Source organism: Streptomyces monashensis (genome assembly GCF_001866665.1).
Classification (GTDB): domain Bacteria; phylum Actinomycetota; class Actinomycetes; order Streptomycetales; family Streptomycetaceae; genus Streptomyces; species Streptomyces monashensis.
Genome location: NZ_MLYO01000016.1, coordinates 236,417 through 251,544, shown reverse-complemented (window position 1 = coordinate 251,544; position 15,128 = coordinate 236,417). Strand labels below are relative to the sequence as shown.

Sequence of the window (15,128 nt, the reverse complement as noted above, 5' to 3'; positions counted from 1 at the left end):
TCCCATCCCTCGTCCCAGCCGTAGGGGACCAGAGGAAGCGGCGAAGCGGAAGAACCCGAAAGAGAAGAGAGATTCAAGGGGAACCCTTCACAGGGCGGCCCCGGCCACGCGCACGCACAGGCGCGTAGAGGCAGGAAAGATCGGCTCAGCCGGAGACCACGGAGGTGGAACGGACGAACTTCTGGTTGCGGGCAGCGCCCGTCACAGAGACAGCCATCGCTCACACCTCCCGTTTCTCACCCGGCCGACGACAACGGCCGGCAGCCACCGCGTGAAGCGGACCCCACCGTAGAGTCGCCCGCATTCCGGCGCCACCGATTTTCTGGCCGCCGGCGCATCTGTTCAGCCGACCGCGCAGGACGCCCCGTTGAGCGTGAAGCCGTACGGTGCCCGGTTGGCGTCCTGCCAGGTGGCGAGGAAGCCGAAGGACAGGGTGCCGTGCGCGGCGACGGTCCGGTTGTAGTCGGCGGCGGTGGCGGTGACACGCGCGCCGTCCTGGTGGACGGTGGCGTCCCACATCTGGCCGACCTGCTGGCCGTCGTGGAAGCTCCAGGAGACCCGCCAGTCGGTGAGGGGCCGGTCGGTGGTGACGGTGACGGCGGCCTGGAAACCGGTGGTCCACTGGCTGACGACGTCGTAGGCGACCCGGCAGGACGCGTCGGCCGGCCCGGCGGCGCCGGACTGCTGCTCGGCCGTGGAGGTGCTGCCCTGCGGTTCGGGATCCGGCCGCGTACGGCCGGGGTGCGTCGCCGTACCGCTCGGGGAGGGTGTCGCGGACGGGCCGCCGGCGGTGGACGACGACGGCGTTCCGGGACGGTCGGCAACGTGGCCCGCGGTGCGGGAGACGCTGGGGTCTGCGACCGGCTGACGGTCGTCGCGGCCGGCGGCGGCCGTGTCGTCGCCGGAGCCGCCGAACGGCATCATCGACACACCGAGCGCGAGCGCCGACAGCAGGACGACGGCGACGAACAGCCCGCCGCGCAGCGCCCGGTTGCGGCCGCCGCCGTCCTCGGTGTCACCGGAGTCCGTCTCGGCACCGGGGCGGCCGGCGCCGAGGCGGACCTCGGCGGCGCGCCGGCGGCGCTCCAGGTAGGCGAGGCCGCCCCAGCCGACGACCCCGCCGGCCAGCGCGGCGGGCAGTCCGCCGCCGTGCAGCCGCAGACAGGCGGCGGCCTCGGCACAGCGCACGCAGGTGGCGAGGTGCCGGGAGAGGTCGCCGGGGGTGTCGGCGGCCGGCGAACGGGTGACCGCGTCCAGCAGCCGCGCGTACGAGCGGCACTGAGTGTCCAGCGGGGTGTCCAGGTGGGCGCGGTGGCAGCGGTCGCGGAACAGGGTGCGGACCTGGTCGAGTTCGTCGCCGACGGTGGCCGGGTCGAGGCCCAGCCTGCGGGCGACGACGGGCAGGGGAAGCGCCTCCACCTCGGCCAGCCAGAGCAGCGAGGCATCGGCCTCCTGCATGTCCCGCAGGCCCCGCAGGGCGATCGGCCGCTCCAACGGCGGCCCCGAACAGCGGGCCGCCTGGCCGGAGTTGAGCCACAGCCGCAGTTCGGGGTCGAGCTTGTGCCCGTTGCCGTCGGCCTCCCAGCCGACGGCGGTGTCGCGTACGGCGGTGAGCAGGGCCGGGATCGTCGGCAGCCGGGCGCCGCGGCGGCCGGCGCCGCGCACATGGGTGCGCTCGGCCGCGCGGACCTCGCGCACACCGAGCGCGAAGGCCTCGGTGGCCAGTTGATGGGCCGTCGCGGACCCGGAGGTGCACAGGTCCGCGTAACTGAGCACCGCGTCCCAGCCCTCCGAGAACAGCGCGGCCTCGGTGGCGTCCTGGGGGGTCGGCAGGTCGGGCATGGGACTCCTGCATCCACGAGCGAGGTCAACTCTCCATAGGGAAAAGGGAGTTGCAGGGAACCTCGCGGCAGAGCACCGAGCCTTTCACGACCCCGACACAACTGACAAGCGGCCTGTTCACACCCGGTGACGCATGGTGGCGGGACGGATGCGTGCCGCGACGAACCCCGACTCCCGTCTCTGGTACGGACGCGGAGGCCGTATCGCTCACCGTCCCGCCGGTTCACTCACCGTTCGGCCGGCTCCGTCAGCGTCCCGCCGGCTCGCTCGCGGGCTCGTCGGCGGCGGGCAGGCTGTCCATGAAGGAGCTGACCGAGAAGACCGCGCGGCCGGGTCCGGGCGGGCCGTAGCCGGGAGGCGAGGAGAGGCCGAAGTCGTCCATCGTCTGCCGGTAGGCCTGGAGCAGCCGGATGTGGTACTCCAGCGGCGCGCCCTGCGGGTTGGCCTTGCCGAGCGGGGTGGTCGGCTCCGGGCACCAGGTGGTGAAGCGGGGCGTGATGCCGTGCGACATGAAGAAGCGCAGCCCCTCGGTGGTCGAGGCGATCGCCTCGTCCACGGTCGTGAAGCCGAACGGCTCGGCCATCTCCACGCCCGCCACGAAGTTGGGGATCACGTTGCGCGCGCCGAAGACCTCCGCGGAGTCGAGGATCCGCCGGTGCCACTCGTCGCGGCCGACGTAGCGCTCCTTGCCGGGGCAGTACAGCTCGAACAGCCGGCGGTCCCACACCTCGAAGTTGGGGTGGTAGATCTGCACGCCGTAGTCCTTGAACCGCTGCACGTCGTCACGCGGCAGCGCCTGCGCGACGACCTTGCCGATCCAGCGGCCCGGGAAGCGCTCCTCGATGGCCTTGGCGTAGTGGCCGTAGAAGTCGGCCTCATCGCGCCCGGCGACCGTCTTGGTGATGGCGCCGCCGGTCAGCGTGTACGCGGTGGACGCCTTCTGGGTGTCGTACCGGTCGATGATCTCCAGCGCCTCCAGGACCTCCTCCACGTCCTTGACGCCGGTGTACGGCCGCCCGGCCGCCTTGTGCTGGCGCCAGTTGTGGTTGATGTCGCAGTACTGGCACTCCTCCTTGGCGCCGAAGTACTGGCAGACCCGGAAGACGGTGAGGTAGATCAGGTAGCCCCACTGGATGGTCGGGGCGACCTCCATCACGGACTTCCCGTTGGAGAGGGTGTGCCGGTAGTACTCCGGCATGGGCGGCACGCCGACGTCCGCGATCCGCCGGCCGTCGAGGTAGAGCCCGAGCAGCCCGTCCTCGTCGGCGGCGACCCGGTAGGGCGAGGAGGGGTTCACCCGTACGGAGACGACGGTGCGGCGCAGGTCGTACGGTCCGCCGGTGAGGATGATCTCCTCCGGGGGCCGGCGCAGCGCGGCCTCGCCCAGCTCGGGCAGGGTGCCGTGGTCGAAGGAGAAGATGAAGTACGACTTCGGCTTGACCTCGCCGCTCTCGTTGTCGCTGAGGGCGGACGGGTCGAAGGCGACGCCGCCGCGGAGCAGGTCCTCTTTGAAGACGGCTTCCCGCGGCACCTGCGGGAACCGCTCCATCAGATCCTCGACCAGCGCGGTACGACTGCCCATCCGTCTGTCTCCTCCCGGTTCAGGCGTATGTCCCACACCGTATGCCCCCGCTCCGGGATCAGCCGTGCCGGGTCCCCGCACGGCGTGCGATGTGGTCCGGTACGGCGATGCCGGGCGCCAGTGCCGGGTCGGGCTGCGGGGTGCCCCAGCGCGGGGTCAGCGGCAGGACGCCGGCCCACAGGCCGAGCGCCGCGTCGGGTCCGTCGCCGTCCTCCGGGGCGCCGGTGCGGATCTTGACGGAGGCCTCCTCCAGGGAGAGGGCGAGGAGGGTGGTGGCCGCGAGTTCCTTGCGGCTGGGGAGACGGGCGTACGACCACTGTCCCGGCGCGGAGTGCTCGGTGAGCAGGCGCAGCCCCGCCAGCTTCCGGTCGGGGTCGGTGACCTTGCGGGCGGTGCCGTGGATCATGGCGCTGCGGTAGTTGACACCGTGCTCGAAGACTGACCGCGCGAGCACCAGTCCGTCGACGTGCGTGACGGTGACGCAGACCGGGGTGTCGCCGGCGAGACTGCGGCCGGCCACCGACCCGTGGAGATACAGCCACCGCTCGTCGCGCCCGTACACGGTCGGCACGACGACCGGCCGTCCGTCCACCACCACGCCGAGGTGGCAGACGAACCCGGCGTCGAGAACCGCCTCCAGCTCCGACCGCTCGAGCCTGCCCTGCTCACGCAGGCGGCGATGGCGGGTGCGGTCGGTGACGGGCAGGCGGGCGGGAAGCGGTTCCTGGCTCATGCAGCAGAACGTACCGATATCGCAGCAAATGAGCCAGTGATATTTCAGATACATCAGTCCATGCCGGAGTCAACAACGAAATCCGCAATCGATCTCCCTTTCGGGCCGTGCCTGATGAGAGGCTCGGCACACCGACACTCTCCGAGAGGGACGCAACAGTGACAGGGACGGCCAGGAGCGCCAGGACGGTCACCAACTGGGCGCGGACCATCAGCTACACCCCGCGGCGGCTGCACCGTCCGCGCACCGTCGACGCGCTCGCGGCGCTGGTGCGCGGGAGTGCACGGGTTCGGGTGCTGGGCAGCGGGCACTCCTTCAACCGGATCGCCGACCCGGGTCCGGACGGCGTACTGCTGTCCACCTCCGGTCTGCCGCGGGAGATCGACGTCGACACGGCGGCGCGCACGGTCCGGGTGTCGGGCTGGGCCCGCTACGCCGAACTGGCCCGCACGGTCCACGCGCACGGTCTCGCCCTGCCCAACATGGCCTCCCTGCCGCACATCTCGGTGGCCGGCTCGGTGGCGACCGGTACGCACGGTTCGGGTGTGGGCAACGCCCCGCTGGCGGCGGCGGTCCGGGAGATGGAGGTGATCGGCGCGAGCGGCGACACCGCCACCATGGGCCGGGACGACGGGCGGTTCGACGGCGCCGTGACCTCCCTCGGCGCGCTCGGCGTCGTCACCGCGCTGACGCTCGACCTGGAGCCGGCGTACGAGGTGGAACAGCGGGTCTACACGGAACTCCCGCTGGACGACCTGGACTTCGACGCCGTGGCGGCCTCGGGGTACAGCGTGAGCCTGTTCACGGACTGGCGGGAGCCGGGCTTCAGGCAGGTGTGGGTCAAGCGGCGCACGGACCGGCCGGCGGTGGACTTCCCGTGGGCGGCGCCCGCGCGGGTGCCGCTGCACCCGGTGCCGGGCATGCCCGCGCGGAACTGCACCGAGCAACTGGGAGTGCCGGGACCGTGGCACGAGCGGCTGCCGCACTTCCGGGCGGAGTTCACGCCGAGCAGCGGGGAGGAGATCCAGTCGGAGTACCTGCTGCCGCGGTCGGCGGCGATGGACGCGCTGTATGCGATAGACGATATCCGGGCGACCGTATCCGGTGTATTGCAGACCTGCGAGGTGCGTACGATCGCCGCCGACACCCAGTGGCTGAGCCCGGCCCACGGACGGGACTCGGTGGCGCTGCACTTCACGTGGGTGCCGGACGAGGGGGCCGTCCTGCCCGCCGTACGCCGGCTGGAGGAGGCACTGGAGCCGTTCGGTCCGCGGCCGCACTGGGGGAAGGTGTACGAGATGCCGTCGACGGTCGTCCGCGGACTGTATGCACGACTCCCCGACTTCCGCGCCCTGGCCCGCTCCCTGGATCCGGCCGGCACGTTCACCAACGCGTTCGTCCGGGAGCTGCTCGACGAATGACCCGCCGCAATCACTTCCTCCACCCCCTTTCCTAACCCCTTGTCGAAAGCCGCCCGCAGCCCATAGCCTGACGCCCACGCCGGTGCCGCTGCCGCTCCGGCCTGGGCCGGGATCTGGACGGGACGGGAGGGGCCGCCGCGTGAAGCGCACATCGCGTGACATCCGCACCGCGAACCGCTACGAGGTGCTGCGCCAGATCATCGCCGAGTCTCCCACCTCCCGGCAGGAGTTGGCGGCCGCCACCGGGCTGAGTCTGGCCACCGTCGCCACACTGGTCGGCGAGCTGCTGGACCTGCGCATGATCACCGAGGTGGGGTTCGAGGACTCGGCGGGTGGCCGGCCCCGCGGTCTGGTGGCCGTCAACGCCTCGGGCGGCGCGCTGATCGGGGTGGACATCGCGGAGACCTACGTCCATGTCGAGCTGTTCGACCTGGCGCTCGACGTACTGGCCCGCGCCGACGAGGACATGCGGCCCGGCGACAGCCGTCCCGAGCAGGTGGTGGGCCATGTCGCCGCCGCCGTCGGCGCGGTGATGGCGCAGGCCGGGGTCGAGGCGGCCCGGGTGCTCGGTGTCGGGGTGAGCGTGCCCGGCCAGGTGGACCGGGACAGCGGTGTCGCCGAATACGCGCCCAACTGGGACTGGCACGACGTGCCGTTCCTCGACCTGCTCGCCGAACACATCGCGTACCCCCTGTACCTGGACAACCCGCTGCGCGCCTGCACGGTGGCCGAGCTGTGGTTCGGAGCCGCGCGCGGTCGCGGCGACACGGTGGTGGTCAATCTGGGCACGGGCGTCGGGGCCGGACTGGCCCTCGGCGGCGGGCTGCACCGGGGGGTGAGCAACAGTGCCGGCGAGTGGGGCCACACCACGCTCGTGCTGGACGGCCGGCTGTGCCACTGCGGCAACCACGGCTGTGTCGAGACCTACGTCGGTGCGCCCGGCATCATGCAGAATCTGCGCGAACTGAGCCCGCGCTCCGCGCTGTTGCACCCCGAGGACCAGACCGCCACGATCGACGCGCTGGCCCGCGCAGTCGCCGCGGGCGATCCGGTGGCGCTCAAGGTGGTCCGGGACACGGCGCGCTACCTCGGGGCCGGCATCTCCGATCTGATCAACCTGCTCAACCCCGAAGTGGTCGTGCTCAGCAGCTGGGTCGCCGCCCGGCTCGGCACGCCACTGCTCGACGAGGTCCGCCGGGCCGTCGCCCGGCACGCGCTGCGCCGGCCGCTGGCCGCCACCGAGATCGTCCTGTCCCCGATCCCCACCGACCCGGTCTCCCTCGGCGCGGCCACGTTCGCGCTGGAGGGGGCCCTGCAGTCGGCCGGGCAGCGGCAGGGCACCACCAGGGGCACCACGAAGAGCACCGCCCCACGCACCACCCTCGCAAGGAGCCGTACCGCACCGCCTTCGTGACGACGGAAGGGATGCACGTGTCTCACCCCCGCAAGAGATCCCCGCTGCTCGCGGTCCCGGCCGCGCTGGCCTTCGGCGCCGCCCTCCTCGCCTCCCCGCCCGCGAGCGCCACCACCGTCCGGGCCACCGCCCCGGCCGCCGCCGAGGTCTCCCCGCACGCCGCCCAGACCATCGACGACATCGGCGCCTCGGGCGCCTGGTGGGTCAACGACCTGACGCACTTCGACCCGAAGGTGCAGGCCAGGGTCGCCCGACTCCTCTTCTCCGCACAGGGGTTGGACCTCAGCGCGTACCGCTACAACATCGGTGGCGGCGGCACCGCCGTCACCACCCCGGCCCGCGCCGCCGAGGACTTCCTCAAGGCCGACGGCTCCTACGACTGGAGCAGGGACAAGGGCGGCCGGACGTTCCTGGCGTACGCCGCGAAGTACAAGGTCGAGGACCTGATCGGCTTCGTCAACAGCGCGCCCGCGCGGTGGACGGCCAACGGCAAGAGCTGCGGCGGGCAGTTGAAGGCCGGGAACGAGACCGACTTCGCGAAGTACGTCGCCGACGTGACCGATCACTTCGCGCGCCAGGGCGTACGGCTGGACTACATCAGCCCGTTCAACGAGCCCGACAACAGCTTCGCCGACTGCGGCCAGGAGGGCATGCCGGTCCCGGTGGACCAGCGCGACGACATCGTGCGCGCGCTCGGCGCCGAGCAGCGGGCCCGGCACCAGAAGACGTCGGTCATCGCGGACGAATCCAGCAGGACGACGCAGTTCACGAGCGAAGTGCCGCAGTGGATGTCCCAGCCGGGCACCGCCCCGTACGTCGCCAGGCTCGCCCATCACACGTACGACGACCCGGACGACGGCCGGCTCGGCAATGTCTACGAGACGTCGAGGTCGCTCGGCAAGGCCTCCTGGGCCACCGAGATCTGCTGCTTCGGCAAGGGCACGACGGGCTGGAACCAGGAGTACGACCCGACGATCGACAACGCCCTGCTGATGTCGCGGATCATCTACAAGGACTTCGCGACCTCCCACGACTCGGCGTTCCAGTGGTGGGTGGCGCTGGCGAGCGGGTACGGCACCAGCCCGACCGCGAGGAACGACGAGGGCTGGAACGACGGCCTGATCTACTACGACCCCGACTACGCGACGAACGGCGACCAGCGCCTGTACTTCACCAAGCGCTACTACGCGCTCGGCCAGTACAGCAAGTTCGTCCGGCCCGGCGCGGTCGCGCACGACGTGACCGGGGCGCCGGACGGCGTGGAGGTGTCGTCGTACGACCGGGGCGGGCAGTGGGTGGTCGTGGTGAACAACCACAACACGACCGGCACCGCGCTGAACCTGCACTTCAACAGCGCGGCCCCGGTGCGGGCGACGCAGGCCGTGCGGACCTCCGCGAGCGAGGACTGGGCGCGGGTCGCGAGGCCCTCGGTGCGCGCCGGGACCATGTCCACGACGCTCGCCGCCCGTTCGATCACGACGTACGTCCTCGACCGGAAGTCAGGGAGCGGCCACGGCGGTTCGGCGCTCACCGGCGCCCTGGCCGGCCGGCAGTCCGGCAAGTGCCTGACCGCCGACGCCTCGGGGGCCGCGATCACCGCGTGCACGGGGACGGCGGACCAGGCGTGGTCGTACGACGCCCGGGGCACGCTGAAGGGTGCCAACGGCTATCTGACGGCGGACGGTTCGGGGCTGACCGTGAGCGCCGCGGCCACGGGTGACGGCACCCGGCGGTGGCTGCTGAACGGCAACGGGCAGATCGTGAACGAGGCGTCGGGCCTGTGCCTCGACGTCGGCGGGCAGGCCACCGCGGACGGCAGCGAGGTGATCCTCCACCACTGCAACGGCGGCGCCGACGAGGCCTGGTCCCGGCAGTAGTCCCCTCCTTCGTTCCGCCCTCCCCCGGCCGAGGGCCGCCGGCCACACCCCTGGCCCGGCGGCCCTCATCTCCCGTGCCCCGACGCTCCGTTCGCGATCCCGAACCGGATACAACTCTTCGAACGGACTTCGTCCAACCCCTTGCCGAAGTGTTAGCCGAAGGTTAACGTCCCCGCACCGAGCCGCCCGCCGTACTCGAAAGACAAGGACGTCAGCATGTCGGCACAGAGCAACAGCCACTGGGACCGCCGTACGCTACTCCGGGCCGCCGCCGGCCTGGCCGTCGCCGCCCCGCTCGCCGCGTGCGGCAGCAACAACGGGCGTGGGGGCGGCGGTTCGGGCAAGCAGCTGCAGCAGTACTTCCACGCCTACGGCGAGGCCGGTGTGGAGCAGGCCGTCAAGCGGTACGCGAAGGCCTACTCGAAGGCCGGCGTGTCCACGCAGTGGATCACCGGCGCCGACTACGAGACCAAGCTCTTCGCCGCCCTGCTCACCCAGCAGGCACCCGACGTCTTCGAGTTCCACCCGCAGATCCAGCTGGTCAAGAGCGGCCAGGTGGCGGACCTGACGGACATCATCGAGCCGGTCAAGGACGACTTCAACCCGGCCGACATCGCCTCGCACAGCTACGACGGCAAGATCTACGGCGTCCGCATGATCGACGACCCGCAGTTCCTCTTCTACCGCAAGTCGATGCTGCAGAAGGCGAACGTCGCGGTGCCGACCACCCTGGAGGAGCTGATCGAGGCCGCCGCCAAGCTCACCACCCCCAAGGTCAAGGGCCTCTTCCTCGGCAACGACCTACACGCCGTCGAGGCACCCCTGATCTGGTCGGCCGGCGCCGAGACCCTCACCGCGAAGAACGAGATCGGCTACCACACCGACGGGGTCGTCGAGGGCCTGCGGCAACTGCGCAAGCTGTTCACCAGCGGCAGCCTGCTGCTGGACGCCCCGGCCGACTTCTGGGACCCGTCCGCGATCAGCCAGGGGCTGTGCGCGATCCAGTTCTGCGGCATGTGGGCGATGCCCGTGATGCAGCAGGCGCTCGGCGACGACCTCGGTGTCCTGCCCTTCCCGAAGGTCGGCAGCAAGGGCAGGCCGTCGGTCTACAACGGCGGCTGGTCGATGTTCGTCAACGCCAAGGGCGGCGACGTGGACGCGGCCAAGGAGTACGTGAAGTGGCTGTGGATCGACCAGAAGCAGTACCAGGAGGACTTCGCCACCTCCTACGGCTTCCACATCCCGCCGCGCACGTCGATCGCCGCCCGGGCCGACAAGCTCAAGTCGGGCCTGCCCGCCGAGGGCGTGAAGCTGTTCAACACCTACGGCCACTTCGACAACATCGGCTGGACGCAGGCCATGTGGAGCGCCTGGGACTCCGTCATCGCCGACTGCGTACGCAAGGGCGGTGACCCGGAGGCCGCCCTCGACAAGGCCGACCGGACGGTCGGCCGCGAGCTGAAGAAGCTGTTCGGATAGGCCGGCGGACGGACCCCGACATGTCGACCACCACCACCCGCGGCATCGCCCGCTCCGCCCCGGCCGGGCCCGCCAAGGCCCGGCCGCGGCAGGGTCTCGGCGCGAACCGGACCCTCAACTTCTGGCTCTTCACCGGCCCGTTCCTCATCGGCCTGGTGATCTTCGTCTTCGTCCCCATCGTCTGGAGCGTCTGGCTCAGCTTCTACGACGCCCGCTTCACCGTCACCCCGAGCCACTTCGTCGGCCTCGACAACTACCGGCACATGCTGTCGAACAGCGACTTCACCGGATCCCTGGTGACGTTCACCGTGTTCGCCGCGTTCATCGTGCCGACCACCTGGGCGCTCGCCCTCGGCCTCGCCCTGCTGGTGCACCGGCTGCGCCTCCTGCGCGCCTTCTTCCGCTCGGTGTTCTTCCTGCCGACCGCGTGCAGCTATGTCGCCGCCGCGCTGATCTGGAAGATGTCCCTGTTCAACGGCGTCCGCTTCGGCCTGGCGAACACGGTCGTCGGCTGGTTCGGCGTCGACAACATCGCCTGGGTGTCCAACCCGAGCCCGCCCTGGTACTGGCTGGTCGTCGTGACCGTACGCCTGTGGCTGCAGTCCGGTTTCTACATGATCCTCTTCCTCGCGGCCCTGCAGAACATCCCCGGCGAGCTGTACGAGGCCGCCGCCATCGACGGCGCCAGGCGCGGCTGGCAGACCTTCCGGTACATCACGCTGCCCCAGCTGCGCGCCACCTCCACCGCGGTGATCCTGCTGCTGCTCATCGCCGCGTACCAGGCCTTCGACGAGTTCTACAACCTCATCACCACCCGCGCCACCTGGGGCCAGACACCCCTCATGGTCCTCTACAAGACCGCCCTCGGCGCCAGCCAGGACTACGGCTCCGGCAGCGCCGGCGCCGTCATTCTGACCCTGCTGATCTGCGTCGTCACCCTGTTCCAGGGCAGGATCATGGGCTTCGGACGGGGAGAGGAGTCCACGTGACCACGTCCGTACCCGAGGCCGGCGCCAAGAGCCGCCGTGTGCGGCGCGCCGACGCCCTCGGCAACACCGGTCTCTACCTCGCCGTGAGCGTCGCCGCGGTGTTCTTTCTCGTCCCCTTCTATCTGATCGTCCGCAACGCCCTGTCGACGGACGCGGAGATCACGGGCGAGAACTGGAAGTTCTTCCCCACGCATCTGCGGTGGGGCAACATCTCCGAGCTGTTCGACGACACGACGGTCGACTTCGCCCGGTCCCTGTGGAACTCGATGGTCGTCGCCGTCCTCATGACCGCCGGCATCCTGCTGATCTGCTCGCTGGCCGGCTACGGCCTGGCCCGCATCCCCTACCAGCACGCCAGCAAGGTCTTCTACGCCGTCCTCGCCACCCTGATGGTGCCGACAGCTGTCACCTTCGTGCCCAGTTTCGTCCTGGTCTCGTCCCTCGGCTGGGTCGACAGCTACCGGGGGCTCGTCATCCCGGGCCTGTTCAGTGGTTTCACCTGCTTCCTGTTCCGGCAGTACTTCCTCGGGTTCCCGAAGGAGCTGGAGGAGGCGGCGCGGGTGGACGGGCTCGGCTACTGGGGCGCGTACTGGCGGGTCGTCGTCCCCAACTCGCTGAACTTCTTCGCGGCGATGGCGACCATCACCTTCATCAACGGCTGGAACTCCTTCCTGTGGCCGCTGGTCATCGGCCAGGACCCGAGCTCCTGGACGGTCCAGGTCGCCCTGTCGTCGTACATGACCAACCAGACCGTCAACTACCACCTGATCTTCATGGCCACCGCCGTGTCCATCCTGCCCCTGCTGCTCGTCTTCCTCTTCCTCCAGCGCTGGCTGGTGCAGGGGATCGCGCAGACCGGTATCAAGGGCTGAGCGAGGAGACCGATGTCTTTCCGTACCACCGCTGAAACCGCTTACGTCGAGGACGTCTCCCCGGGCTCCGGCGCTCTGCCGCCACGCGCCTGGTACGCCTCCTCCGACGCCACATCCCTTTCCCTGAACGGACGCTGGCGCTTCCGGCTGTCCCGGACGGCCGACGCCGAGGACGACTCCTTCGCCGCCGAGGGGTACGACGCCGGTGACTGGGCCGAGGTCTCGGTGCCCGGCCACTGGGTCCTCCAGGGCAACGGTGTCCTCGGATCCCCGATCTACACCAACCACCTCTACCCGTTCCCGGTCGACCCCCCGCGCGTGCCGACCGAGAACCCGACCGGCGACCATCTGCGGATCTTCGACCTGCCGGCGGACTGGCCGGACCTCGCCGAGGGCGGCGCGGTGCTGCGCTTCGACGGGGTGGAGTCCTGCGCCCGGGTGTGGCTGAACGGCACGGAGATCGGCGAGTTCAAGGGCTCGCGGCTGCCGCACGAGTTCGCGGTCGGCAGTCTGCTGAAGACTGTCGACAATGTACTGGCGGTCCGCGTCCACCAGTGGTCGGCCGGCTCGTACCTGGAGGACCAGGACCAGTGGTGGCTGCCGGGCATCTTCCGTGACGTCACCCTGCTGCACCGGCCGGCGGGCGCCGCCGCCGACTTCTTCGTCCACGCCTCCTACGACCATCTCTCCGGCACCGGCACCCTGCGGGTCGACTCCGACGTGCCCGGCCGGGTCACCGTGCCGGACCTCGGCATCGCCCTCGCGACCGGCGAGAGCGCGACCGTGCCGGTCCAGCCGTGGTCGGCGGAAGTCCCGCGCCTGTACGCGGGCGAACTGGCCACCGAGGGCGAGCGGGTGCCGCTGCGCATCGGGTTCCGTACCGTCGAACTGTCGGACGGCCTGATCAAGGTCAACGGAAGGCGCGTCCTCTTCAAGGGCGTCAACCGGCACGAGTGGCACCCGGAGCGGGGCCGCGCCCTCGACCTGGACACCATGCGCGAGGACGTGCTGCTGATGAAGCGGCACAACATCAACGCCGTGCGCACCTCCCACTACCCGCCCCACCCGGCCTTCCTCGACCTGTGCGACGAGTACGGACTGTGGGTGATCGACGAGTGCGACCTGGAGACCCACGGCTTCACCGAGCAGGGCTGGCGGGACAACCCCGTCGACGACGACCGCTGGACCCCGGCCCTGCTGGACCGCGCCTCCCGCATGGTCGAGCGGGACAAGAACCACCCCTCGGTGGTCATCTGGTCCCTCGGCAACGAGGCCGGCACCGGCCGCGGCCTGACCGCGATGGCCGAGTGGATCCACGACCGCGACACCTCCCGCCTCGTCCACTACGAAGGCGACATCGACTGCCGTGACACGGACATGTACTCCCGCATGTACGCCTCCCACGCCGAGGTCGAGCGGATCGGCCGGCACCTGGACGGCGGCACCCGCAGGCGCCGCGAACTCCCCTTCGTCCTCTGCGAGTACGCCCACGCCATGGGCAACGGCCCCGGCGGACTCGCCGACTACCAGCGGCTGTTCGAGGCGCACGAGCGGCTCCAGGGCGCGTTCGTCTGGGAGTGGATCGACCACGGCATCGCGCACCCGGAGCTGGGCTACGCCTACGGCGGCGACTTCGGCGAGGAGCTGCACGACGGCAACTTCGTCTGCGACGGCCTGCTCTTCCCGGACCGGCAGCCCTCCCCCGGGCTGGTCGAGTTCAAGAAGGTGATCGAACCGGTCGGCATCGGCGGCACTCCCGGCGACGGCACGGTCCGGATCACCAACAAGCAGGATTTCGCCGGCCTGTCGGCGCTCTCGTTCTCGTGGTCGTACGAGGTCGAGGGGGAGCCGGTGGAGTCCGGCACGCTGACGGTTCCCGAGCTGGCGCCCGGCGAGTCCGCCGAGGTGAAGCTGCCCGCGCCGCCCGCCGCGGCGCCGACGGGCGAGGCCCACTGGACGCTGCGCGCGGTCCTCGCCGCCGAGACCCCGTGGGCCCCGAAGGGCCACATCGTCGCCTGGGGTCAGGTCCTGGCCTCGCCGCGCCGGGTGCCGTCGCTCGCACCGACCGCCCGCCCGGTGTCCGACGCCGGGGTGATCACCCTGGGCCCCGGCACCTTCGACGCCCGCACCGGCGCCCTGACCGCGATCGGCGCCGTGCCGGTCACCGCTCCGCGGCTCGACGTGTGGCGCGCCACGACCGACAACGACGACGGCGCCGCCTGGCAGACCGACACACGCTACGGCCTGCTGTGGCGTCAGCTGGGCCTGCACCGGATGCGGCACCGGCTGGACGCGGTCGAGGCCGGCGAGCACGCGCTGACCGTGCGGACGCGGGTGGCGCCGGCCGCGGCGGAGGTGGGACTGTCGACGGTATACCGCTGGACGTCTGATGGAGACAGTCTTCGGTTGACTGTATGCACGACCCCCGAGGGCGACTGGACCGTCCCACTGCCCCGGCTCGGCATCCGCTTCGGCCTGTCGGCGGCCGACGAGGTGCGGTGGTTCGGCGGCGGGCCCGGTGAGGCGTATGCAGACAGCAGGATGGCGTCGACGGTCGGCCGTTGGCAGTCGACTGTGGACGGTATGCAGACGCCGTACGTACGTCCGCAGGAGAACGGCGCCCGGATCGACGTCCGCTGGGCGGAGCTGGGCGGTCTGCGCATCGAGGGCGACCCGGAGTTCCTCCTCACCGCCCGTCGCTGGACCACCGAACAACTGGACGCCGCCGCCCACCGCACGGACCTCACGCCGGACGGCACCGTCTGGGTCAACCTCGACCACGGCCAGCACGGCATCGGCTCCCAGTCCTGCGGACCGGGCCCGCTGCCGCAGTACCACCTGCGGGCCGAGCCGGCGGAGTTCTCCTTCGTGTTCTCGCCGGCCGACTGACCCGTTCGACCGACCCGGCCCCGACACCCA

Annotated in this window: 10 protein-coding genes; 7 read left to right on the top strand and 3 right to left on the bottom strand. The window is 70.9% G+C overall.

The annotated features are described in order from the left end of the window. Positions 1-342 precede the first annotated feature (342 nt). From BIV23_RS09765 to BIV23_RS09755, 3 genes are all read right to left on the bottom strand, one after another. Positions 343-1,842, bottom strand: a complete 1,500-nt coding sequence (locus tag BIV23_RS09765; protein ID WP_071380380.1) for a cellulose-binding domain-containing protein — start codon at positions 1,840-1,842, stop codon at positions 343-345. Positions 1,843-2,089: 247 nt separating this feature from the next. Further along, a complete protein-coding gene (locus tag BIV23_RS09760) occupies positions 2,090-3,424 on the bottom strand; it encodes a radical SAM protein (protein WP_071380379.1) in 1,335 nt (444 codons plus the stop codon). Positions 3,425-3,482: 58 nt separating this feature from the next. Beyond that, on the bottom strand, positions 3,483-4,157 hold the full coding sequence (locus BIV23_RS09755; RefSeq protein WP_071380378.1) for a pyridoxamine 5'-phosphate oxidase family protein: 675 nt from the start codon (positions 4,155-4,157) through the stop codon (positions 3,483-3,485). A gap of 158 nt (positions 4,158-4,315) precedes the next feature. Between BIV23_RS09755 and BIV23_RS09750 the strand changes: the two genes are divergently transcribed. From BIV23_RS09750 to BIV23_RS09720, 7 genes are all read left to right on the top strand, one after another. Next, entirely contained in the window at positions 4,316-5,578 is a 1,263-nt protein-coding gene (locus BIV23_RS09750) for an FAD-binding protein (RefSeq protein ID WP_071380377.1), read from the top strand. A gap of 139 nt (positions 5,579-5,717) precedes the next feature. After that, on the top strand, positions 5,718-6,992 hold the full coding sequence (locus BIV23_RS09745; protein ID WP_071380376.1) for an ROK family transcriptional regulator: 1,275 nt from the start codon (positions 5,718-5,720) through the stop codon (positions 6,990-6,992). A gap of 11 nt (positions 6,993-7,003) precedes the next feature. Continuing rightward, positions 7,004-8,869, top strand: a complete 1,866-nt coding sequence (locus BIV23_RS09740) for a glycoside hydrolase (RefSeq protein ID WP_071380375.1) — start codon at positions 7,004-7,006, stop codon at positions 8,867-8,869. A gap of 216 nt (positions 8,870-9,085) precedes the next feature. Continuing rightward, a complete protein-coding gene (locus tag BIV23_RS09735; protein WP_071380374.1) occupies positions 9,086-10,348 on the top strand; it encodes an ABC transporter substrate-binding protein in 1,263 nt (420 codons plus the stop codon). A gap of 20 nt (positions 10,349-10,368) precedes the next feature. Further along, positions 10,369-11,337, top strand: coding sequence for a carbohydrate ABC transporter permease (locus BIV23_RS09730; protein ID WP_071380373.1), 969 nt, complete (start codon positions 10,369-10,371; stop codon positions 11,335-11,337). Then, entirely contained in the window at positions 11,334-12,209 is an 876-nt protein-coding gene (locus tag BIV23_RS09725; RefSeq protein ID WP_071380372.1) for a carbohydrate ABC transporter permease, read from the top strand. Before BIV23_RS09730 ends, BIV23_RS09725 begins: the two co-directional genes overlap by 4 nt. A 12-nt stretch (positions 12,210-12,221) precedes the next feature. Continuing rightward, on the top strand, positions 12,222-15,098 hold the full coding sequence (locus tag BIV23_RS09720; protein WP_071380371.1) for a glycoside hydrolase family 2 TIM barrel-domain containing protein: 2,877 nt from the start codon (positions 12,222-12,224) through the stop codon (positions 15,096-15,098). The last annotated feature ends 30 nt before the right edge of the window (positions 15,099-15,128 follow it).

Coding starts and splice junctions, on each gene's coding strand:
- BIV23_RS09765 (WP_071380380.1), bottom strand. CDS start 1,842: ATGCCCGACCTGCCGACCCCCCAGGACGCCACCGAGGCCGCGCTGTTC.
- BIV23_RS09760 (WP_071380379.1), bottom strand. CDS start 3,424: ATGGGCAGTCGTACCGCGCTGGTCGAGGATCTGATGGAGCGGTTCCCG.
- BIV23_RS09755 (WP_071380378.1), bottom strand. CDS start 4,157: ATGAGCCAGGAACCGCTTCCCGCCCGCCTGCCCGTCACCGACCGCACC.
- BIV23_RS09740 (WP_071380375.1), top strand. CDS start 7,004: ATGCACGTGTCTCACCCCCGCAAGAGATCCCCGCTGCTCGCGGTCCCG.
- BIV23_RS09735 (WP_071380374.1), top strand. CDS start 9,086: ATGTCGGCACAGAGCAACAGCCACTGGGACCGCCGTACGCTACTCCGG.
- BIV23_RS09730 (WP_071380373.1), top strand. CDS start 10,369: ATGTCGACCACCACCACCCGCGGCATCGCCCGCTCCGCCCCGGCCGGG.
- BIV23_RS09720 (WP_071380371.1), top strand. CDS start 12,222: ATGTCTTTCCGTACCACCGCTGAAACCGCTTACGTCGAGGACGTCTCC.